This window comes from Streptomyces sp. NPDC107546, assembly GCF_055639175.1.
This window is the reverse complement of record NZ_JBVKBA010000008.1, coordinates 278501-298691: the sequence shown is the minus strand read 5'-3', so window position 1 is coordinate 298691 and position 20191 is coordinate 278501. Positions and strand designations below refer to the sequence as shown.

Here is a 20191-nt window from a genome sequence, read left to right as displayed (position 1 = left end):
GCGAAGCCCTCGACGGCTCACGACGTACTCTCCAACCGCTGGCCCCGGAGCAGGAACCACGCTGCCACCGCCGTCGCCAGCAGGATCACCGCTCCGGCACCCGTCGCCCATCTGAGGCCCTCGACGAACGCCTCGCGGGCCGACGTCAGCAGTGCCTGGGCGGTGGCCGGCGGAAGGTTCGCCGCCGTTTCCACCGCGCCGCCCAGTGATGCGTGCGCCTGGACGGGGGTGCCGGCCGGGGCCGGGAAGTTGCGGTAGGTGCCCGTGACGATCGAGCCGAGCAGGGCGATGCCCAGGGCCGCGCCGAGTTCGTACGCCGTCTCCGAGACCGCGGAGGCGGCGCCCGCCTGGTCCTTGGGCACGCCGGCGAGGATCACGTCCGCGGTGACGGTGAACGACAGACCCGCGCCGACGCCCACGACCAGCAGCGCGGTGCCGATCAGCGAGTAGCCCGTGGTCCGGTCGAGCGCGGTGAGGGCGGCCAGCGCCAGGCCCACCGCGGCGAGCCCGCCCGAGACCACCGCCCGTACCGAGAAGCGCCGGGCCGCCGCGCCCGCGACCAGGCCCGCCGCCACCGCGCCGACGGCTGCGGGCAGTTCGGCGAGACCGGCCTCGAACGGACGCCTGCCCTGGACGAGTTGCAGGTACTGGGAGAGGAAGAAGACCAGTCCGGACATGCCGAGCACGGTCAGCAGGTCGGCGAGCACCGCACCGCTGAAGCCCCGGCGCCGAAAAAGCCGCATGTCCAGCAGCGGAACCGGCAGCGTCAGTTGCCGGCGTACGAAGCCGTGGAGCGCGGCGGCACCGAGGAGCCCGGCGCCCAAGGCCGGCCAGGTGAATCCGTGGGCGGCCGCCTCCTTCACGGCGTACACCACGCCGATCATGCCGACGAGCGAGAGGAAGACGCTCGGCAGATCCCACGGCCCCGGGTGCGGGTCGCGGGACTCGGGCAGCGTCCTGATGCCGACCAGGACCAGGACCGCCATCACCGGCAGGTTGATGAGGAAGACCGAGCCCCACCAGAAGTGCTCGAGCAGCAGACCGCCGAGGATCGGGCCGACCGCCGTGCCCGCCGAGGCGGTGGCGCCCCAGACGCCGACGGCGAGGCTGCGCTCGCGCGGGTCGTGGAAGATGTTGCGGATCAGGGCCAGCGTGGCGGGCATCAGGGTCGCGCCCGCGACGCCGAGGAGCGCCCGGGCCAGGATCATCGTCTCCGGCGACCGGGCGTAGGCGTTCAGAAGGGATGTCGCGCCGAAGGCCGTGGCGCCGCCGAGCAGGAGGCGCTTGCGGCCGACCCGGTCACCGAGGCTGCCCATGGAGACGAGCAGACCGGCGATGACGAAGGAGTAGACGTCGCCGATCCACAGGAGCTGGGTGCCCGAGGGCCTGAGGTCCTCGCTGATGAAGGGGGTCGCGAGGCCGAGGACGGTCGCGTCCACGGCCACCAGCAGCACGGCGAGCACGAGGACGCAGAGCGCGAGCCACCGGCCCCGGCGCTTCTCCGCCTGCGGCGCCTCGTCCCCCAAGCTCTCGGCTTCGCTCGAACAGGGGGCACCCCCATGCTGCAGGGTGCTGGTCATGGTTCCTCTCTCCGTAGGGCGCCGCCGAGCAACAGCTCGGCGATCATGATGGGGAAGTCCCTGGCGGCCACACGGCCGTCCAGCACGGCCCAGGCACACGAGGCGACCAGTCCGTACAGCGCCTCGGTGAGCCAGGCCGGGGGCAGGTCGACGCGGAACTCGCCGCTGTGCCGGCCGCGCAGGAAGACCGCGGTGATCCGGCTGTCGATCCGCAACCAGCCCTCGTTCTGGCCCTCGCCCTCCCACAGCTGGTTCTCGCCGTAGAGGAAGGCGAGCAGCCCGGCCGCGGGCTGGATCTCGCGCACGAGCCTGCGTACGGCGTCGGTCGCCGGGCCCTCGTCCAGCCTGGCCGCGTCCAGCGCCGCCTCGCACTCTGCGATACCGAGCACCTCCAGGGCCCGTACGAGCGCGTCGCGCCCGGCGAAGTGGCGGTGCAGCGTGGCCCGGCTGATTCCGGCCGCTTTGGCGACCTCGTCCATGGTCGCGGTGGATTTGCGGGTCAGCAGGGCGGCTGCACTGCGCAGCACGTGGTCACGGTCGACGGCCATGAGACAACCGTAGACCATGTGAGACATTCATGTCTCACATCAGGCATACGTGCCTCACCAGCGTCGACCCTCGGCGTGATTTCAGTGCCAGGGCAACTGCCCGCGCCGCTCCCAGTACGCGCGCGGGTCCTCGGCGAGCGCCTCGAGGCGGGCCAGCTGATGCTCGTCCAGGTCGACGGCGGCGGCGTGCAGGTTCGAGGCGAGCTGGCCGGCGGTTGCCGCGCCGGAGAGGACGACGCCCACCCAGGGTCGCCGCAGGATCACGGCCAGGGCGACCGCGTCGCAGCCGAGGGACATCTCCGCGGCCACGGCCTTCAGGGCGTCCGGCGCGTGCGGGTCCGCCAGCCGCCCGTTGGCCATGCCCTCCTTGACGATCACCGTGAGCCCGGCGTCGTGGGCCTCGGCGAGGGCGGGCTCGGCGGAGGTCTCCAGCATGTTGTACGTGGACTGGACGGTACGGAAGAGGGGCTCGCCGTCGACCGTCACGGCGAGCGCGGCGCGGATCGCGTCGGCCTGCGCCGGGCCGCTGGTGGAGAACCCGATGGTGAGTCCCTGCGCGGCGGCCTCGGCCAGCTGGGCGTGGAGTTCCTTGTCGGTCAGGGCCGGACTGTCAGGGGTGACGGAGTGGATCTGGTAGAGGTCGAGCCGGTCGCCGAGCAAAGCGGCGGTCTCGGCGCGCTGCCGCTCGTAGGTGGCGACACTGTGGTCCTTGACCTCGTGCTGTTCGGCGTCGGTGGTCCACTGCGCGGTGTAGGTGTAGCCCCACTTGCTGCCGACCACCACGTCGTCGATGCCGGGGCGGGCGGACAGCCACTCGGCGAGGAACTCCTCCGAGCGGCCGTAGGAGCGGGCCACGTCGAAGTAGCGGACACCCTGCGCGTAGGCGGCGTCCAGAAGTTCATGCGTGCGCCCGCGCAGGGCGTCGACGGTGCGGTCGGCGGGAAGGTCACGGTCCCGGCCGAGGTTGATGTAGCCCGGGCGGCCGACGGCGGCCAGTCCGAGTCCGATGTGCGCGGTGGCCGTGGTGGCGGCGGCCAGACGGCTGAACGGCATGGCGGGCTCCTTGCACTTTCGGCGGGCCGGCAACCCGCCCCAATCTACCGGGGCGTCCGATTCCCCCGCGCCGACCGCCGGGGCCTGTCGATTCACCGAAGGGCCCGGACGCGATGTCCGGGCCCTCGGAGGGAGGTCCTGCTACACCTGCTTGGCCGTGGCCCACTTCCGCTGCGCGGCGAGGTCCGCCTTCACCTCGGCGAGCTGCACGGCCACCGCCTCGGGGGCCGTGCCGCCGCGGCCGTTGCGGGAGGCGAGGGCGCCGGGGACGTCGAGGACGGAGCGCACCTCGGGGGTGAGGTGGGTGCTGATCTTCGCGAACTGCTCGTCCGTGAGTTCGTCCAGCTCCTTGCCCTCGGCCTCGGCGGCCTTGACGCACTCGCCGGCCACCTCGTGCGCCACCCGGAACGGCACGCCCTGCTTGACCAGCCACTCGGCGATGTCGGTGGCGAGCGAGAACCCGGCCGGGGCCAGCTCCTCCATGCGCTCTCGGTGCACGGTCAGCGTGGCCATCATGCCGGTGAAGGCCGGGAGCAGGACCTCCAGCTGGTCGATGGAGTCGAAGACCGGCTCCTTGTCCTCCTGGAGATCGCGGTTGTACGCGAGCGGGAGGGCCTTGAGGGTCGCCAGCAGGCCCGTCAGGTTGCCGATCAGGCGGCCGGACTTGCCGCGGGCCAGCTCGGCGATGTCCGGGTTCTTCTTCTGCGGCATGATCGACGAGCCGGTGGAGAAGGCGTCATGGAGCGTGACGAAGGAGAACTCCTTCGTGTTCCAGATGATGACCTCCTCGGCGATCCGGGAGAGGTTCACGCCGATCATCGCGGCGATGAAGGCGAACTCGGCGACGAAGTCACGGGAGGCCGTGCCGTCGATGGAGTTGCCCACGCTGCCGTGCTCGAAGCCCAGGTCCGCCGCGACTGCCTCCGGGTCGAGACCGAGGGAGGACCCGGCCAGGGCACCGGAGCCGTACGGCGACACAGCCGTCCGCTGGTCCCACTGGCGCAGCCGTTCGGCGTCCCGGGACAGCGACTGGACGTGGGCGAGCACGTGGTGCGCGAAGAGCACCGGCTGGGCGTGTTGGAGGTGGGTGCGGCCCGGCATCGCCACGTCCGGGTGCGCCTCCGCCAGGCCGATCAGGGCGTCCTGGAGGTCGGCGATCAGACCGCCGATGATCCGGCCGTGGTCGCGCAGGTACATACGGAAGAGCGTGGCGACCTGGTCGTTGCGGGAGCGGCCCGCGCGCAGCTTGCCGCCCAGCTCCGGGCCGAGGCGCTCCAGCAGGCCCCGCTCCAGGGCCGTGTGGACGTCCTCGTCGGCGATCGTGCCGGTGAAGGAGCCGTCGGCGACGTCCGCCTCGAGCCGGTCGAGCCCCGCCAGCATCCGCGTCAGCTCGTCGTCCGTGAGGAGCCCCGCCTTGTGCAGCACGCGCGCGTGGGCCCGGGAGCCGGCGATGTCGTACGGCGCGAGCCGCCAGTCGAAGTGGACGGACGCGGACAGCTTCGCCAGGGCCTCGGCGGGGCCGTCGGCGAAACGGCCGCCCCAGAGCCGTACGTCACCGGTGTTGCTGCTCACTTGGGTCGCTCCTAGAGGGTGTCGGTGTGCCACCGCCTCCCCACCGCGGGTGAGGAGGCGGTCGTCGGCCCAGTGGGCCGGTCGGGCCGGATCGGTGTCAGGCTCCGCCTGCGAGATCACGCCGTGCCGCGATCTTCGACGAGAGGCTGTAGATGTCGATGAAGCCCTTGGCCGCGGACTGGTCGAACGTGTCGCCCGTGTCGTAGGTCGCGAGGTCGAAGTCGTACAGCGACTCCTGCGACCGGCGGCCGGTGACGACCGCGCGGCCGCCGTGCAGGGTCATCCGGATGTCGCCGGAGACATACCGGCTGGCCTCGTCGATGAAGCCGTCCAGGGCGCGCTTGAGCGGGGAGAACCACTGGCCGTCGTAGACCAGTTCGCCCCAGCGCTGCTCGACCTGCCGCTTGTAGCGGGCGAGTTCCCGCTCGACGGTGACGTTCTCCAGCTCCTGATGGGCGGTGATGAGCGCGATCGCCCCAGGAGCCTCGTACACCTCGCGGGACTTGATGCCCACGAGGCGGTCCTCGACCATGTCGATCCGGCCGACGCCCTGGGCGCCGGCGCGCTCGTTGAGCTGCTGGATGGCCTGCAGGACGGTGACGGGCCTGCCGTCGACGGCGACCGGGACACCCTCCTTGAAGCTGATGATCACCTCGCCGGCCTCACGCGGGGTGGCCGGGTCGGAGGTGTACTCGTAGATGTCCTCGATCGGGGCGTTCCAGATGTCCTCGAGGAAGCCCGTCTCGACGGCGCGGCCGAAGACGTTCTGGTCGATGGAGTACGGGGACTTCTTGGTGGTCGCGATGGGGAGGTTCTTCTCCTCGCAGAACGCGATGGCCTTGTCGCGGGTCATCGCGTAGTCCCGGACCGGGGCGATGCACTTCAGGTCCGGTGCGAGGGCGACGATGCCGGCCTCGAAGCGGACCTGGTCGTTGCCCTTGCCGGTGCAGCCGTGGGCGACCGTGCTGGCGCCGTGCTTCTTGGCGGCGGCGACCAGGTGCTTGACGATCGTCGGCCGGGACAGCGCGGAGACCAGCGGATAGCGGTCCATGTAGAGGGCGTTGGCCTTGATCGCCGGGAGGCAGTACTCCTCGGCGAACTCGTCCTTGGCGTCCGCGACCTCGGCCTCCACGGCACCGCAGGCGAGCGCCCGCTTGCGGATGACGTCCAGGTCCTCGCCGCCCTGGCCGACGTCCACCGCGACGGCGATGACCTCGGCGCCCGTCTCCTCGGCGATCCAGCCGATGGCGACGGAGGTGTCCAGACCGCCGGAGTAGGCGAGTACGACGCGCTCGGTCACGGGGTTCTCCTCACACTGCGCTCACTGACATGCATGAGTATGCAGAACTCTGCATGATTCGTCAATGCGCCGCGCTCGCGACCTGCCGTGCGAGGCGCTCTTTTGCGGACCCGTTGAACGGGAGCAATCGCTTTCCCGTATCTCTCGCCGAACGCAGGCGCCGCGTTTTCGCAGCAGTCACGCCACCGACTGCCGTGTTCGTCGCAGCAGTCACCCCGACCTGAGTGAGGCATCTTCATGTCCAGGGCTCTTCCGAAGTACAACAAGCGCCGCGTGGCGATCATCGGCGGCGCCGCCGCAGTGGTGCTCTCCGGCGCGGTCATCGCCGGTTCCGCCCTCGCCGGGGAGACGTCCAAGAGCAACGGCGCCCGGACCCTGGCGGCGGGGCCCGGCACGATCACCTGCCAGGACGTGAAGTCACAGCTCCCCGCGATCCCCGCATCGGCCCAGGCCGAAGTGGACCGCAACCTCCAGTTGCTCGACACCCAGATCGCCGAGGCCAACAAGCGCCTGGTGGACACCGTGGGCCAGGGCGGACCCAACTTCGTCAACAACGCGATCCTCGGTCCCCTCAAGGACAAGCGGGTGGCGACGATCAACCGCATCGCGACGGCGATCGGCCGCACCGCCGCCAAGCCGCAGGGACTGGACGCGCTGGCGCCGTGCACCCTCAACGCCGGCGGAGCGGCGAGCGGCGGCGGCACGAACACCGCCGCGCCGGGCGCGACGGCGACCCAGCAGGCCGGCGGGAACAACAACAGCGGGAACGCGGGCAACGGGAACGCTGGGAACGCCGGCAACAACGGGAACGCCGCCGGCGGCACCACCGCCGCGGGCACCATCTCCTGCCCCGACGTCAAGTCGAAGCTGCCCGCGATCCCCGCCTCCGCCCAAGCCGAGGTCGACCGCAACCTGACCCTGCTCAACACCCAGATCGACGAGGCCAATAAGCGGCTCGCCTCCTCGGTGGGCCAGGGCGGACCGAACTTCGTCCGGAACGCGATCCTCGGCCCGCTGGCGGACAAGCGGAAGTCCACCATCGACCGCATCGCCATCGCGATCGGCCGGACGTCCGCCAAGCCGCAGGGCCTGGACTCCCTGGCCGCCTGCACGCTCACCAAGTGAGGTGACAGGCGTCGTGGCCGCCCCGCGCGCCGGCCGGGGCGGCCACGAGCGACCGGACGCCGCCGTTCGAGGCCGATCCCCGGCCATTGGGGTAAATTCCTTAGACAGTCGAATGATGTGGCCCGATACTCGGTGGACATGGGAAAGACCTATGAGCGCATAGACGGCAGACTGCGCACGTTCATCGAGGCACAACCCCTGTTCTTCACCGCGACCGCTCCCCTGTCGGCCGACGGCACGGTCAACCTCTCCCCCAAGGGCCTCAAGGGCTCGTTCGCCGTGCTCGACGAACGCACCGTGGCGTATTTGGACTTCGCCGGAAGCAACGCGGAGACGATCGCGCACCTGCGTGAGAACGGCCGGATCACCCTCATGTGGTGCGCCTTCCAGGGACCGCCGAACATCGTGCGCGTGCACGGCCGCGGCGAGCCGGTCTTCCGCGACGACCCCCGCTTCAAGGAACTGCTCACGCGTTTCCCGGACATCGACCCCGCCCTGCACGGTCTGCGCGCCGTCATCGTCGTGACCGCCGAGCTCATCCGGGACACCTGTGGCTACGCGGTGCCCTTCATGGCCTATGAAGAGGACCGCGACCTGCACGCCAGGCGCTTCGCGCGCGAGGACGACGCCTCCCTCGATGAGTACTTCCGGAGGAAAGAACACGTCCGAACGAGTCTGGACGGCCTGCCGGGACTGCCGTTGCCCCTGCCTCCGTCTACGTTCTGAGGCATGCGCCCCGGTGTCGTCGCCGCTCTCGCCTCCGCCTCCCTCCTCCTGCTCGGTGCCGCACCGGACCCCGCCGAGGACGCCCCGCTGCCCGAGCGGATGGCGGACACCGGCGGCGGCACCCAGCTGATCACCGCGGAGGCCGTCACCACCGGAGCGACCTCGGGCACGGTCAGCTGGTGGGACCGCAGCGGCGGGCGGTGGGTGAAGGCGGGCTCGGCACCCGCGCGGTTCGGGGTGAAGGGGCTCGTGGAGGGCGGCTCGCGCCGGCAGGGCACGAGCACGACACCGACAGGCCTGTACGACCTGCCGTTCGCGTTCGGCATCAAGGGCGCGCCCTCGGGTGCGAGGGCGCCGTACCGGCGGGTGCGTCAGGACACCTGGTGGTGCCAGGACAACGACTCGCTCTCCTACAACCGCTGGACGGAGCCCCTCCCGGCCGACTGCCGCGCCTCCGAGTCGGAACACCTGATCGCGTACGACCCGCAGTACGACTACGCCCTCGTCATCGGGTTCAACTACCACCTGCCGGTGCGGGGCCGCGGCGCCGGCATCTTCCTGCACGTCAACGGCAAGGGGGCGACGGAGGGGTGTGTGTCGGTGCCGGAGGACGCGATGGAGCGGATCCTGACGTGGGCGGATCCGGGGCGCCGGCCGCACATCGCCATCGGGACCGCGAGCGGGACGACCGCGATCACTCGCTACTAGAGCGGCGCGGGCCGTCGGCAGGCAGGCGCACCGTGAACGTCGTCGCTCCCGGGCGGCTCTTCAGGCCGACGCTGCCCCCGTGCGCCTCCGCCACCGCCGCCACGATGGACAGGCCCAGGCCCGCTCCGCCGCCCTGGTGTTCCGGGCGGCGGCGGTGTTCGGCGCGGGTGAAGCGTTCGAAGACCCCCGGCTGGATCTCGGCGGGGACTCCCGGTCCGTCGTCGTGGACCGTGAGGACGGCTGTCGTGCCGTCCGTCTCCAGGGAGACGGTCACCTTGGTGCCCGCCGGTGTGTGCAAACGCGCGTTGGCCAACAGGTTCGCCAGCACCTGATGGAGGCGGTGCGCGTCACCCGTCACCGTCAGCGGCTCCTCCGGCAGCTCCATCGTCCAGCCGTGGCCGGGACCCGCGGCCCGCGCGTCCGTGACCGCGTCGAGGACCAGGTGGGTGAGGTCGACAGGACGCCGCTCCAGGGGGCGGCCCGCGTCCAGGCGGGCCAGCAGCAGCAGATCGTCGACCATCTCGCCCATGCGTCCCGACTCCGCGGCGATCCGTTCCAGGGCGCGGGTCACCTGCGGCGGCACCGGACCCGGATGCAGCAGCGCCAGCTCGGCGTGCCCCCGGACCGAGGCTACCGGCGTGCGCAGCTCGTGGCTGGCGTCGGCGGCGAAGCTGCGCAGCCTCTCCTCGCTGGCGTGCCGCTTGGTGAGCGCGTCCTCGACGTGGCCGAGCATGCGGTTGAAGGCGCCGGCGACCCGGCCCACCTCGCTGCGCGGGTCGCTCTCGGGGGCGCGCGGCGGCAACGCCACCTCGCCGCTGGCGAGCGGGAGTTCGCTGACCCGGGTGGCGGTCGCGGCGACCCGGCTGAGCGGGCGCAGGGACCAGCGCACCCAGACGGCGCCCGCGACACCGGTGACCGCGAGGGCAGCGCCGAAGACGACCGCGGCGACCAGTTCCAGGCGGTGCACCGCCGCGTCCACCGGCTCGAGCGGCAGCCCGGTGATCAGTACGTCACCGTCCAGCCCACTGGTCGCCACCAGGCGGTACTCGCCGAGGGAGGACAGGCAGACGCTGTGGCCCCCGCCGTCCACGGGCACCGCGGCGAGCGTGCGCTCGTCCCCTGTGCTCAGCGGGGCGCTGAGATCGGTGCTGTCGCTGCCGGGGTGCACCAGTCCCACATTGGTGACCCTGTCACCGACCAGCCGGGCGCCGAAGGTGCCGGAGGACTGCTTGCGTGTGTCGGCGTGCTCGTCACCGTCGTGGTCCGGCGGTTTGACGCCGTGCTCCAGGCTCGCCGCGAACCGAGGGCCGACGTCCCGCAGCTGCTGGTCCAGCCGACCGGTGAGGAAACCGTTCAGCTCGATCACTGCGGCCACCCCGACGGCAGCGCAACTGAGCGCCAGCAGCAGGACGAGCCCGGCGGTGAGCCGGGCCCGCAGGGTGCGCGGCCGGGGCAGGTGCCCCACCGCTTCGCGCAGCCGGGCCCTCACCGGGCCACCGGCTTCAGCACGTAGCCGGCCCCGCGCACCGTGTGGATCATGGGTTCGCGGCCCGCGTCCACCTTCTTGCGCAGGTAGGAGATGTACAGCTCGACGACATGGGCCTGGCCGCCGAAGTCGTAGGACCAGACCCGGTCGAGGATCTGGGCCTTGCTGAGGACGCGCCGCGGGTTGCGCATCAGGAAGCGCAGCAGCTCGAACTCGGTCGGTGACAGCTCGATCAGCTCGCCGGCCCGGGTGACCTCGCGGGCCTCCTCGTCCATGACCAGGTCGCCCACGGTCAGCCTGGGCCCCTCCTCCAGCTGCCGGGCCATGCCGGCGCGGCGCAGCAGGCCACGCAGCCGCGCGACGACCTCCTCCAGGCTGAACGGCTTGGTCACGTAGTCGTCGCCGCCCGCCGTGATGCCGGCGATGCGGTCCTCGACGGCGTCGCGGGCTGTGAGGAAGAGCACACACACGTCCGGTTTCACGTGGTGCAGCTCGCGCAGCACCGCGAAGCCGTCGGTGTCGGGGAGCATCACGTCCAGGACGACGGCGTCGGGCATCAGGTCACGGGCCTCGGCGACGGCGGCGGCGCCGTCACCGGCGGTGCGCACCTCCCAGCCCTCGTAGCGCAGGGCCCCGGACAGCACCTCGGCGAGGTCGGGGTCGTCGTCGACGACGAGGACGCGCAGGGGCGTGCCGTCGGGGCGGGCGAGGGCGGGGCGGCCGGAGCGGGGTGTGTTCATCGCGCTTACCAGGATCCCTCGTGCCGGCAGCGGCCGAGGACGTGGGCCGCTCTGAGTTCCCTATGAGTGGCCCGGGGCGCCCGGGGCGACTTCCCTGACCAGGGCGCTTCTCCGCCGCCGTCTTCAGCGCAGGCTCAGACTCCTCAGAGCCGCCTCAGAGGTTCCGCCTGCACAGTTGCGGCGTCGAAACGCCCGAAGGGAACAGATCATGGCCACGGTCCACCAACAGCAGGCGCCACCTTTGTCGCCGGTCGTCCGGCGCTCTCCGGCGGTTCCCCTGCTGGCCCTCCTGTGGGCCGGGGCCGCCGCCGTGATCGCCCTGTGGTGGCAGAGCACCGGCTCGGTGGTGGGCACGGCGGGCCGGCTGACCGGGGCCGGGCGGATCGCGGGGCTGCTGTGCGGGTACTCCTGCGCGGTGCTCGTGGGCCTGATGGCCCGGGTGCCGCTCCTTGAGCGGCGGATCGGCTCGGACCGGGTGGCGCGCTGGCACGCCATGGCCGGGCGGTACACGGTCTGTCTGCTCGTCGCGCACATCGTGCTGATCATCGCCGGATACGCCGCCCAGTACCGGGCATCGCTCGTGCACGAGACGGTCACGGTGGTCCTGGACTACCCGGAGATGCTGAAGGCCACCATCGGCACGATCGTCCTGTTCGCCGTCGGGATCACCTCCGCGCGGGCCGTGCGCCGCAGGGTCAGCCATGAGTTCTGGTACTACGTGCACCTGCTGACGTATGCGGCGGTGTTCCTCGCCTTCGGCCATCAGCTGGCACTGGGCGCCGAGTTCACCGGGAACTCGCTCGCGCAGGCCGCCTGGTACGCGCTCTACCTGGGCGTCGCGGCCCTCGTGGTCTGGTTCCGGCTCCTCGCCCCGGTGCGGCTGAACCTGCGCCACCGGCTGCGCGTGGAGTCGGTGCACCAGGAGGCGCCGGGCGTGTGGTCGATCGTCATGCGCGGCCGGCACCTGGGCGAACTGGGCGCCGAGCCGGGGCAGTTCTTCCGCTGGCGGTTCCTCACGGACGGGCTGCGTTGGACGTCCACTCCGTACTCACTGTCGGCGCCGCCCCGCCCCCGTCAGTTGCGCGTCACCGTCAAGGCGCTCGGGGACCACAGCACCTCGGTGGCCCTGCTGCGGCCGGGCACCCGGGTGTGGGCGGAGGGCCCGTACGGGTCGCTGACCGCCGACCGGCAGACCACCGGCAGGTCCCTGCTGATCGCGGGCGGCGTCGGCATCACCCCGCTGCGCGCCCTGTTCGAGACACTGCCGGGCGAGGTGACGCTGCTGTACCGGGCGCGCTCGGCGCAGGACCTGGCGCTGGGCGGCGAGCTGGAGTCCATAGCCCGCTGGCGCGGAGCGAAGGTGCTGTACACCCTCAACGGCGCGGACGGCTCGCGGCCCCGCCTCACCCCCGGCGCGCTGCACGGCGCGGTGCCCGGGCTCGCCGACCACGACGTGTACCTGTGCGGCCCGCCCGCGTTCGCGCAGGACATGTACGAGGCGCTGCGGGCGGCCGGGGTCCCCGACCGCCGTATCCACCACGAGTCGTTCGAGCTGTGAGGCCGTCATGCACGCGTTGAAGAGGAAGAGCCCGCTGCGCCGGATCGTGCTGGCGAGCGCCGCGACCGTCTCCGGGATGGTGCTGCTGCTGTCGATGAAACCGCACGCGTCGCCCGGCATCGCCGTGGCCGCGCCCGCGCCGTCCAGCAGTGCGGGTGTGTCGGCCGGGTCCGGGGCGGCCACCGATTCCAGCGGGTCGGGTGGGTCGGGCAGCTCGAGCGGATCCAGCGGGTCCGGTGGGGCGAGCGGATCGGCCACGACCGGCACCAAGACCGTCACCGGGGAATCGGTCCAGACCCGCTACGGCCCCGTCCAGGTCCGGATCACGGTGACGAACGGCAGGCTCACCGACGTCACGGCGGTCACCTACCCGCAGGACAACCCGAGGGACCAGGAGATCAACAGCTACGCCGTCCCGCAGCTGAACCGGGAGGCGCTGGCGGCGCAGAGCGCGAACATCGACGTGGTCTCCGGCGCCACTTACACGAGCCAGGGTTACCAGCAGTCACTCCAGTCGGCACTGGACTCCGTGAAGGGTTGAACGCACGGCGGCTCCGCCACGTACCTCTGGGCCAAGGGGGCCACTGGCCTCACCCGTCCCACGCAGGAACACGGAGGAGACCGTGTCCACGATCGCCGGTGGCCGCGCCGCGCGGCGCCAGACGATGCGCGCCATCCGCCCACGCCGCTCCCCCGCCGTCCCGCTGCTGCTCGCCGTCTGGGCGGGCGCGGCGGGCGTCATCTGGCTGTGGTGGATGAACACGCCGTCCATCGCCGACAACAACAGCAGAATCCTCAACGCGGGGCGGATCACCGGCCTGCTCGCCGGCTATCTGATGGCCCTCGTGGTGCTGCAGATGGCCCGCGTGCCCGCGCTGGAGCGCCGGGTCGGCTCCGACCGGGTCGCCCGCTGGCACGCCATGACCGGCCGGTACACCATCTGCCTGGTCCTCGCCCACCTGTTCCTGACCATGTGGGGCTACGCCCTGCAGAGCGGCAAGGGGCTCGGTGGGATCGTCCAGCAGACCATCGACTCGATCGACCAGCTGCCGGACGTGGGCAAGGCCACCATCGGCACGGGTCTGCTGGTCCTCATCGGGCTGCTCTCGATCGGCCCGGTCCGGCGCAGGATCTCCTACGACCTCTGGTACCACGTCCATCTGCTCACCTACGCGGCCACGTACCTGTCGTTCTGGCACCAGCTGTCGACGGGCAACGAGTTCGCCGTGCAGCCGGAGGCGAAGACCGCCTGGTACGCGCTGTACGGGTCGGTGACCGCGCTGGTGATCTGGTACCGGATCCTCACGCCGATCCGGCTCAACCTGCGGCACCGGCTACGGGTGGAGGCGGTCGTCGAGGAAACGCCCGGGGTGGTGTCGGTGCTGATGAGCGGGCGGAAGCTGCACCGGATGGGCGCGGAGGCCGGGCAGTTCTTCCGCTGGCGGTTCCTCGCGCCCGGGATGCGGTTCAGCTCGCACCCGTACTCGCTGTCGGCGGCACCCCGCCCGAACATGCTCCGGATCACGGTGAAGGCGATCGGTGACCACAGCTCCGCACTGCGGGACCTCGAGCCCGGGACGCGGGTGTGGGCGGAGGGCCCGTACGGGGCGATGACCGCCGACCGGCGCAGTCGGGGCAAGGTGCTGCTGGTGGCCGGCGGTGTCGGCATCACGCCGATGCGGGCCTTGTTCGAGACGCTGCCGGGCGCCCCCGGTGACATCACGCTCCTCTACCGCGCCAACACGACCCAGGATCTGGCCCTGTGGGACGAGCTGGCGCAGATCGCGGAGGAGCGCGGCGCCCGGCTGATGTACGCGGTCAACAGCCCGGACGGGGAGCGGCCCGACATCTCGGCGGAGACCCTGAGCCGGAAGCTGCCGGACATCGACCGCCACGACGTCTTCATGTGCGGGCCGCCCGGCTTCGCGCAGCAGGTGTACGAAGCACTGCGCGGCGCGGGGGTCCCCGCCCGCCGCATCCATCACGAGTCGTTCGAGATGTGAGCGACGGGAAACCAGGAGCCTGGAAGAAGATGAGGAAGAGCCACCCCGTACGGCGTGTCGTGCTCGCCACCGCCGCCACCGTGTCCGGGATCGTGCTGCTGCTGTCCCTGAAGCCGGCCTCGGGTCCCGCCTCCGCCCAGGCGGCGGGCGGTGCCGCACCGCAGCAGACCGCCGCCGCCCAGGAGTCGCCGCAGGGCGGCAGCGGACAACAGACCGGCACCCGGACCGTCACCGGTGAGGTGGCCAAGACGCAGTACGGCCCGGTGCAGGTGCGCCTGACCGTCAGCGGCGGGAAGATCACCAGGGCCGAGGCGGTGCAGGCGCCCAAGGGCGGGCTGAGCGACCAGAAGACCGCCATGGCCGTCCCCAAACTCAACCAGGAGGCGGTGAACGCACAGGGTGCGAACATCGACGCGGTCTCCGGCGCCACGTACACGAGCGGCGGGTACAAGCAGTCCCTGCAGTCGGCGCTCGACAAGGCGAAGGCCGACTCCGGCGGCGGGGCCTCGTCCGGGCCCGCAGGCGGTTCGGGGTCGTCGGGGGCGGCCCAGGCGCGTACGGTCACCGGTAACGTGGCGCAGACGCAGTACGGCCCCGTCCAGGTGCGCCTGACCGTCAGCGACGGGAAGATCACCAAGGCCGAGGCGGTGCAGGCGCCCAAGGGCGGGCTGAGCGACCAGAAGACCGCCATGGCCGTCCCCAAACTCAACCAGGAGGCGGTGAACGCACAGGGTGCGAACATCGACGCGGTCTCCGGCGCGACCTATACCAGCACCGGATACAAGCAGTCCCTGCAGTCGGCCCTGGACAAGGCCGGTGGCTGAGTGGCGGACCAGGTGACCGACCCCGAGGCACCGCCCGTGCTGCGCCACGCGGAGGAGGTGATGGGCACCGTCTTCTCCTTCGACGTGCGCGGCGGCGAACCCGAGGCCGTACGAACCGCGCTCGAGGAGGCGATCGCCCATCTCCACCGGGTGGACGAGGTGTTCAGCCCCTACCGCGAGGACAGCCAGATATCGCGGCTCGCCCGCGGTGAGGTGGGTGTGGAGGACTGCGAACCGGAGGTCGCCGAGGTGCTGGCCCTGGGGGCGGAGGCGGAGCAGGTCAGCGACGGCTGGTTCAGCACCCGCTTCGCGGGCCGGATCGATCCGACCGGGATCGTGAAGGGCTGGGCGGTGGAACGGGCGGCCCGGCGTCTGGCGGCGGCCGGGGCCGGCGGCGTGAGCCTGAACGGCGGCGGGGACGTGCAGATGTACGGCATGCCGGAACCGCACCGGCCCTGGCGGGTCGGCGTGTCGGATCCGCTGCGGCCCGGCGGGCTGGCGGCTGTGGTGTCCGCGGCCGGCGCGGAGGAGCTTGCCGTGGCCACGTCGGGGACCGCGGAGCGCGGCGCGCACATCGTGGACCCGCGCACGGGGCGCTCCGCGGTGACCGACCTGGTGGCGGTGACGGTGGTGGGTCCCAGCCTGACCTGGGCGGACGCGTGGGCCACGGCGGCGTTCGCGATGGGGTCACGGGCGGGACTGGCGTGGCTGGAGTCACTGCCGGACGTGGAGGCGCTGCTGATCACCGCCGGTGACGAGGTCCGCTGTACGGGCGGTCTCGCCGCCCGGCTGGGCTGAGCGTCGGTCGCGTCGCGCCCTGCGGTGTGGTCGGGCCGGGGGTGGGTTTCGCTTGCCCGCACTTGCAGGGTGCCTCCCCCAAGCTCTTCGAGCACGGGGTACCCGCAGCGCCCACCCTCCCCCAAGCTCTCGGCTTCGCTCGAGCAGGGGACCCCCCATCGCCCCTGGGGGGGGGACCTCCCAGGCCGTCAAGGCGTCGGCGGAGGCACGATTGCCCGCAGCTACGCGGGCCTCAGTGGCCGTTCTGCGCCAGCCGCAGCAAGTGATCCGCCAGCGCCTGCCCTCCAGTGGGCTCCCGGCTGATCAGCAGCACCGTGTCGTCCCCCGCGATCGTGCCCAGGAGGTCGTGCAGTTCCGCCTGGTCGATCGCCGACGCCAGGAACTGCGCGGCCCCCGGAGGGGTACGCAGGACCACGAGGTTCGCGGAGGCCTCCGCGGAGATCAGCAGTTCCTGGGACAGGCGCCGCATCCGCTCCTCCTTGGCCGACTCCCCGAGCGGGGCCCGCGGGGTGCGGAAGCCGCCCTCGCTGGGGACCGCGTAGATGAGGTCGCCGTCGGTGTTGCGGATCTTCACCGCGTTCAGCTCGTCCAGGTCCCGGGAGAGCGTCGCCTGCGTGACGCTCAGCCCGTCGTCGGCGAGGAGTTTTGCCAACTGGCTCTGGGAGCGCACCGGTTGCCGGTTGAGGATGTCCACGATCCGGCGGTGCCGTGCGGTGCGGGTCTGCGGCACGGCGGGCCCCGTGTGCTCGTGGTCCTGCGCCTGACTCATCGTCGTCTCATTCTCCGGATCGTCCGTCCCCATTCGCTGGGTCCACTGCCTCGAGGACACCGGGAAGCGCCTGGAGCAACGCCTGCACCTCGTCGTCGCCGAGGTTCAGCGGCGGCATCAGCCGTACGACGTTCGGGGCGGGGGCGTTCACCAGGAAGCCGGCGTCCTGAGCCGCCTGCTGCACCTGCGGGGCGAGCGGCTCGGTGAGCACGATACCCAGCAGAAGGCCCGCGCCCCGGACATGTTCGATCAACGGGTGGCCCAGAGACTCGATTCCCTCGCGCAGTTTCTCGCTCTGCCGCTTGACGTTCTCCAGCAGGCCCTCGGCCGCGATGGTGTCGAGGACGGCGAGACCGGCGGCGCACGCGACCGGGTTGCCGCCGAACGTCGTGCCGTGCTGGCCCGGCTGGAGCAGCTCCGCGGCGCGGCCGAAGGCGACGGTGGCGCCGAGCGGCAGTCCGCCGCCGAGGCCCTTGGCCAGGGTGACGACGTCCGGCAGGACGCCCTCGTGGGCCTGGTACTCGAACCAGTGCCCGGTACGGCCGACGCCGGTCTGGACCTCGTCGAGCACGAGCAGCGCACCGGTGGCGGCGGTGATCGCGCGGGCCGCCTTCAGGTATCCGGCGGGCGGGACCACGACCCCGTTCTCGCCCTGGATCGGCTCGATGATGACGAGTGCCGTCTCCTCGGTGACCGCGGCGGCCAGGGCCTGCGCGTCGCCGTAGGGGACGTGGGTGACGTCGCCGGGCAGCGGCAGGAACGGCTCCTGCTTGCCGGGCTGGCCGGTCAGCGCGAGGGAGCCCATGGTGCGGCCGTGGAAGCCGCCCTGGGCGGCGACCATGTGCCGGCGGCCCGTCAGCCGGCCGATCTTGAAGGCGCCCTCGTTGGCCTCGGCGCCCGAGTTGCAGAAGAAGACCTTGCCGTCGCGGCCGAAGAGCTGCAGCAGCCCTTCGGCGAGGGCGACGGGCGGTTCGGCGATGAACAGGTTGGAGACGTGGCCGAGGGAGGCGATCTGCCGACTCACGGCCTCGACGACCGCGGGGTGGGCGTGGCCGAGGGCGTTGACCGCGATGCCGCCGACGAAGTCGAGGTACTGCTTGCCGTCGGCGTCCCACAGCTTGGCGCCCTCGCCGCGGACGAGGGGCAGCCGCGGGGTGCCGTAGTTGTTCATGAGCGCGCCCTGCCACCGCGCGGTCAGTTCCTCGTTGCTCACGACTCCCCCTGTTCGTCCGGCTTCTCGTCGGGCACGACCATCGTGCCGATGCCTTCGTCGGTGAAGATCTCCAGCAGGATCGAGTGCTGGACCCGGCCGTCGATGACGCGGGCGGTGTTGACTCCGCCCCGCACGGCGTGCAGACAGCCCTCCATCTTCGGCACCATGCCGGAGGACAACTCCGGCAGCAGCTTCTCCAGTTGGGAGGCGGTCAGGCGGCTGATCACCTCGTCGGAGTTCGGCCAGTCCTCGTAGAGGCCCTCGACGTCGGTGAGGACCATGAGGGTTTCGGCGCCCAGTGCCGCAGCGAGTGCCGCAGCCGCCGTATCAGCATTGACGTTGTAGACATGTCCGTCGTCCTGACTGCGGGCGATGGAGGAGACGACCGGGATACGGCCGTCGGCGAGCAGGGCCTCGATCGCGCCCGTGTCGATCTGGGTGATCTCGCCCACCCGTCCGATGTCGACGGACTCGCCGTCGATCTCGGGCGTGTGCTTGGTGGCGGTGATGGTGTGCGCGTCCTCGCCGGTGAGGCCGACGGCCAACGGGCCGTGCTGGTTGAGCAGCCCGACCAGTTCGCGCTGCACCTGCCCGGCTAGCACCATCCGTACGACGTCCATGGCGTCCTCGGTGGTGACCCTCAGGCCCGCCTTGAACTCGCTGACGATGCCGTGCCGGTCGAGGGCGGCGCTGATCTGGGGGCCGCCCCCGTGCACGACGACCGGCTTGAGGCCGGCGTGCCGCAGGAACACGACGTCCTGCGCGAACGCGGCCTTCAGCTCCTCGTTCACCATCGCGTTGCCGCCGAACTTGATGACGACGATCTTGCCGTGGTGACGGGTGAGCCAGGGCAGCGCCTCGATGAGGATCTCGGCCTTGGGCAGCGCGGTGTGTTTGCGCGTCGTGCCGGACTTGGGAGAGGTGTCGCTCATGAGGAATACGCGCTGTTCTCGTGGACGTAGTCGGCGGTGAGGTCGTTGGTCCAGATGGTCGCGGTCTCGGCGCCTGCGGCCAGGTCCGCCACGATGTGGACCTCGCGGTAGCGCATGTCGACCAGTTCGCGGTCCTCACCGACCGAGCCGTTCTTGCACACCCACACGCCGTTGATGGCGACGTTGAGCTGGTCGGGTTCGAAGGCGGCCCGGGTGGTGCCGATGGCGGACAGGACGCGGCCCCAGTTGGGGTCCTCGCCGTGGATGGCGCACTTCAGCAGGTTGTTGCGGGCGATGGAGCGGCCCACCTCGACGGCGTCCTCCTCGGTCGCGGCGTTGATCACCTCGACCTTGATGTCCTTGCTGGCGCCCTCGGCGTCGCCGATGAGCTGCCGGCCGAGGTCGGCGCAGACCTCGCGCACGGCCTCGGCGAACTCGTCGTACCCGGGGGCGATCCCGGACGCGCCCGAGGCGAGCAGCAGCACGGTGTCGTTGGTGGACATGCAGCCGTCGGAGTCGACGCGGTCGAAGGTGACCTTGGTGGCGGCGCGCAGGGCCTTGTCCAGGGTCTCGCTGTCGAGGTCGGCGTCGGTGGTGAGGACGACGAGCATGGTGGCGAGGCCCGGGGCGAGCATTCCGGCGCCCTTGGCCATGCCGCCGACGCTCCAGCCGTCCTTCGTCACGACGGACGTCTTGTGGACGGTGTCGGTGGTCTTGATGGCGATGGCGGCCTTCTCGCCGCCGTGCTCGGAGAGCTGGGCGGCGGCGGTCTCCACGCCCGGGAGCAGCTTGTCCATGGGCAGCAGCACACCGATGAGGCCGGTGGAGCAGACGGCGACCTCGATGGCGCCCCGGCCGAGCACCTCGGCCACCTTCTCGGCCGTGGCGTGGGTGTCCTGGAAGCCCTTCGGGCCGGTACAGGCGTTGGCGCCGCCGGAGTTGAGGACGACCGCGGAGACCTGGCCGCTCTTGAGGACCTGCTCGGACCACAACACCGGCGCGGCCTTCACACGGTTGGAGGTGAAGACGCCCGCGGCGGCGCGGCGCGGCCCGGTGTTGACCACGAGGGCCAGGTCCGGGTTGCCGTTCTCCTTGATTCCGGCGGCGATGCCCGCAGCCCGGAATCCCTTGGCAGCCGTGACACTCACTGCATCTCCTTGTTCGCCCCGCCGCGGTAGCGGCTGATGTCACTGCCGCCCGTGCAGCGCAGCGGTGCGGTCATCATGGTCGTCTGCGGCCCGGTGGCTGCACGTGCG

General features: G+C 71.5%; 19 protein-coding genes. 8 read left to right on the top strand and 11 right to left on the bottom strand.

The annotated features are described in order from the left end of the window. Positions 1-17: 17 nt before the first annotated feature. The 5 genes from ACZ7L1_RS15050 to ACZ7L1_RS15030 form a co-directional block, all read right to left on the bottom strand. Complete coding sequence (locus ACZ7L1_RS15050; protein WP_471437361.1) at positions 18-1580, bottom strand: MFS transporter; 1563 nt, start codon at positions 1578-1580, stop codon at positions 18-20. Then, on the bottom strand, positions 1577-2128 hold the full coding sequence (locus ACZ7L1_RS15045; RefSeq protein WP_471437359.1) for a TetR/AcrR family transcriptional regulator: 552 nt from the start codon (positions 2126-2128) through the stop codon (positions 1577-1579). The genes ACZ7L1_RS15050 and ACZ7L1_RS15045 overlap by 4 nt, the downstream gene beginning before the upstream one ends. A gap of 81 nt (positions 2129-2209) precedes the next feature. Next, positions 2210-3181 carry an aldo/keto reductase gene (locus ACZ7L1_RS15040; protein WP_471437357.1) on the bottom strand — a complete coding sequence of 324 codons (972 nt, stop codon included), beginning with the start codon at positions 3179-3181 and terminating at the stop codon, positions 2210-2212. 141 nt (positions 3182-3322) lie between these two features. Continuing rightward, on the bottom strand, positions 3323-4753 hold the full coding sequence (gene argH / locus ACZ7L1_RS15035; protein WP_471437356.1) for an argininosuccinate lyase: 1431 nt from the start codon (positions 4751-4753) through the stop codon (positions 3323-3325). 97 nt (positions 4754-4850) lie between these two features. Continuing rightward, positions 4851-6053 (bottom strand): argininosuccinate synthase, encoded by a 1203-nt coding sequence (locus ACZ7L1_RS15030; protein ID WP_471437354.1) that lies wholly within the window; start codon positions 6051-6053, stop codon positions 4851-4853. 237 nt (positions 6054-6290) lie between these two features. Between ACZ7L1_RS15030 and ACZ7L1_RS15025 the strand changes: the two genes are divergently transcribed. From ACZ7L1_RS15025 to ACZ7L1_RS15015, 3 genes are all read left to right on the top strand, one after another. Beyond that, positions 6291-7178 (top strand): hypothetical protein, encoded by an 888-nt coding sequence (locus ACZ7L1_RS15025; protein ID WP_471437352.1) that lies wholly within the window; start codon positions 6291-6293, stop codon positions 7176-7178. 138 nt (positions 7179-7316) lie between these two features. Continuing rightward, on the top strand, positions 7317-7904 hold the full coding sequence (locus ACZ7L1_RS15020) for a pyridoxamine 5'-phosphate oxidase family protein (protein WP_471437350.1): 588 nt from the start codon (positions 7317-7319) through the stop codon (positions 7902-7904). A 3-nt stretch (positions 7905-7907) separates the two neighbouring features. Then, the gene (locus ACZ7L1_RS15015; RefSeq protein WP_471437348.1) at positions 7908-8612 is read left to right on the top strand and encodes a L,D-transpeptidase family protein; all 705 of its coding nucleotides are present in this window, start codon (positions 7908-7910) and stop codon (positions 8610-8612) included. Here the strand turns inward: ACZ7L1_RS15015 and ACZ7L1_RS15010 are convergent. Beyond that, positions 8599-10101 (bottom strand): sensor histidine kinase, encoded by a 1503-nt coding sequence (locus ACZ7L1_RS15010; protein ID WP_471437346.1) that lies wholly within the window; start codon positions 10099-10101, stop codon positions 8599-8601. The genes ACZ7L1_RS15015 and ACZ7L1_RS15010 overlap by 14 nt on opposite strands. Then, positions 10098-10838: a response regulator transcription factor gene (locus tag ACZ7L1_RS15005; protein WP_471437344.1), complete on the bottom strand. Its 741-nt coding sequence runs from the start codon at positions 10836-10838 to the stop codon at positions 10098-10100. Before ACZ7L1_RS15005 ends, ACZ7L1_RS15010 begins: the two co-directional genes overlap by 4 nt. Positions 10839-11046: 208 nt before the next feature. Between ACZ7L1_RS15005 and ACZ7L1_RS15000 the strand changes: the two genes are divergently transcribed. From ACZ7L1_RS15000 to ACZ7L1_RS14980, 5 genes are all read left to right on the top strand, one after another. Further along, positions 11047-12396: a ferredoxin reductase family protein gene (locus ACZ7L1_RS15000; protein WP_471437342.1), complete on the top strand. Its 1350-nt coding sequence runs from the start codon at positions 11047-11049 to the stop codon at positions 12394-12396. Positions 12397-12403: 7 nt separating this feature from the next. Beyond that, positions 12404-12937, top strand: a complete 534-nt coding sequence (locus tag ACZ7L1_RS14995) for an FMN-binding protein (protein WP_471437341.1) — start codon at positions 12404-12406, stop codon at positions 12935-12937. Positions 12938-13061: 124 nt separating this feature from the next. Then, entirely contained in the window at positions 13062-14399 is a 1338-nt protein-coding gene (locus ACZ7L1_RS14990) for a ferredoxin reductase family protein (RefSeq protein WP_471437416.1), read from the top strand. A 29-nt stretch (positions 14400-14428) separates the two neighbouring features. Next, positions 14429-15223, top strand: coding sequence for an FMN-binding protein (locus ACZ7L1_RS14985; protein ID WP_471437339.1), 795 nt, complete (start codon positions 14429-14431; stop codon positions 15221-15223). A 60-nt stretch (positions 15224-15283) separates the two neighbouring features. Then, positions 15284-16021, top strand: a complete 738-nt coding sequence (locus ACZ7L1_RS14980) for an FAD:protein FMN transferase (RefSeq protein WP_471437413.1) — start codon at positions 15284-15286, stop codon at positions 16019-16021. Positions 16022-16253: 232 nt separating this feature from the next. Here the strand turns inward: ACZ7L1_RS14980 and ACZ7L1_RS14975 are convergent, their stop codons facing one another. The 4 genes from ACZ7L1_RS14975 to argJ are packed head-to-tail and all read right to left on the bottom strand — an operon-like array spanning position 16254 to position 20083. After that, the gene (locus ACZ7L1_RS14975; protein WP_471437337.1) at positions 16254-16790 is read right to left on the bottom strand and encodes an arginine repressor; all 537 of its coding nucleotides are present in this window, start codon (positions 16788-16790) and stop codon (positions 16254-16256) included. A 7-nt stretch (positions 16791-16797) separates the two neighbouring features. Beyond that, a complete protein-coding gene (locus ACZ7L1_RS14970; RefSeq protein WP_471437335.1) occupies positions 16798-18003 on the bottom strand; it encodes an acetylornithine transaminase in 1206 nt (401 codons plus the stop codon). After that, positions 18000-18935, bottom strand: coding sequence for an acetylglutamate kinase (gene argB / locus ACZ7L1_RS14965; RefSeq protein WP_471437333.1), 936 nt, complete (start codon positions 18933-18935; stop codon positions 18000-18002). Before argB ends, ACZ7L1_RS14970 begins: the two co-directional genes overlap by 4 nt. Further along, complete coding sequence (gene argJ / locus ACZ7L1_RS14960) at positions 18932-20083, bottom strand: bifunctional glutamate N-acetyltransferase/amino-acid acetyltransferase ArgJ (RefSeq protein WP_471437331.1); 1152 nt, start codon at positions 20081-20083, stop codon at positions 18932-18934. The genes argB and argJ overlap by 4 nt, the downstream gene beginning before the upstream one ends. Positions 20084-20191 lie beyond the last annotated feature (108 nt).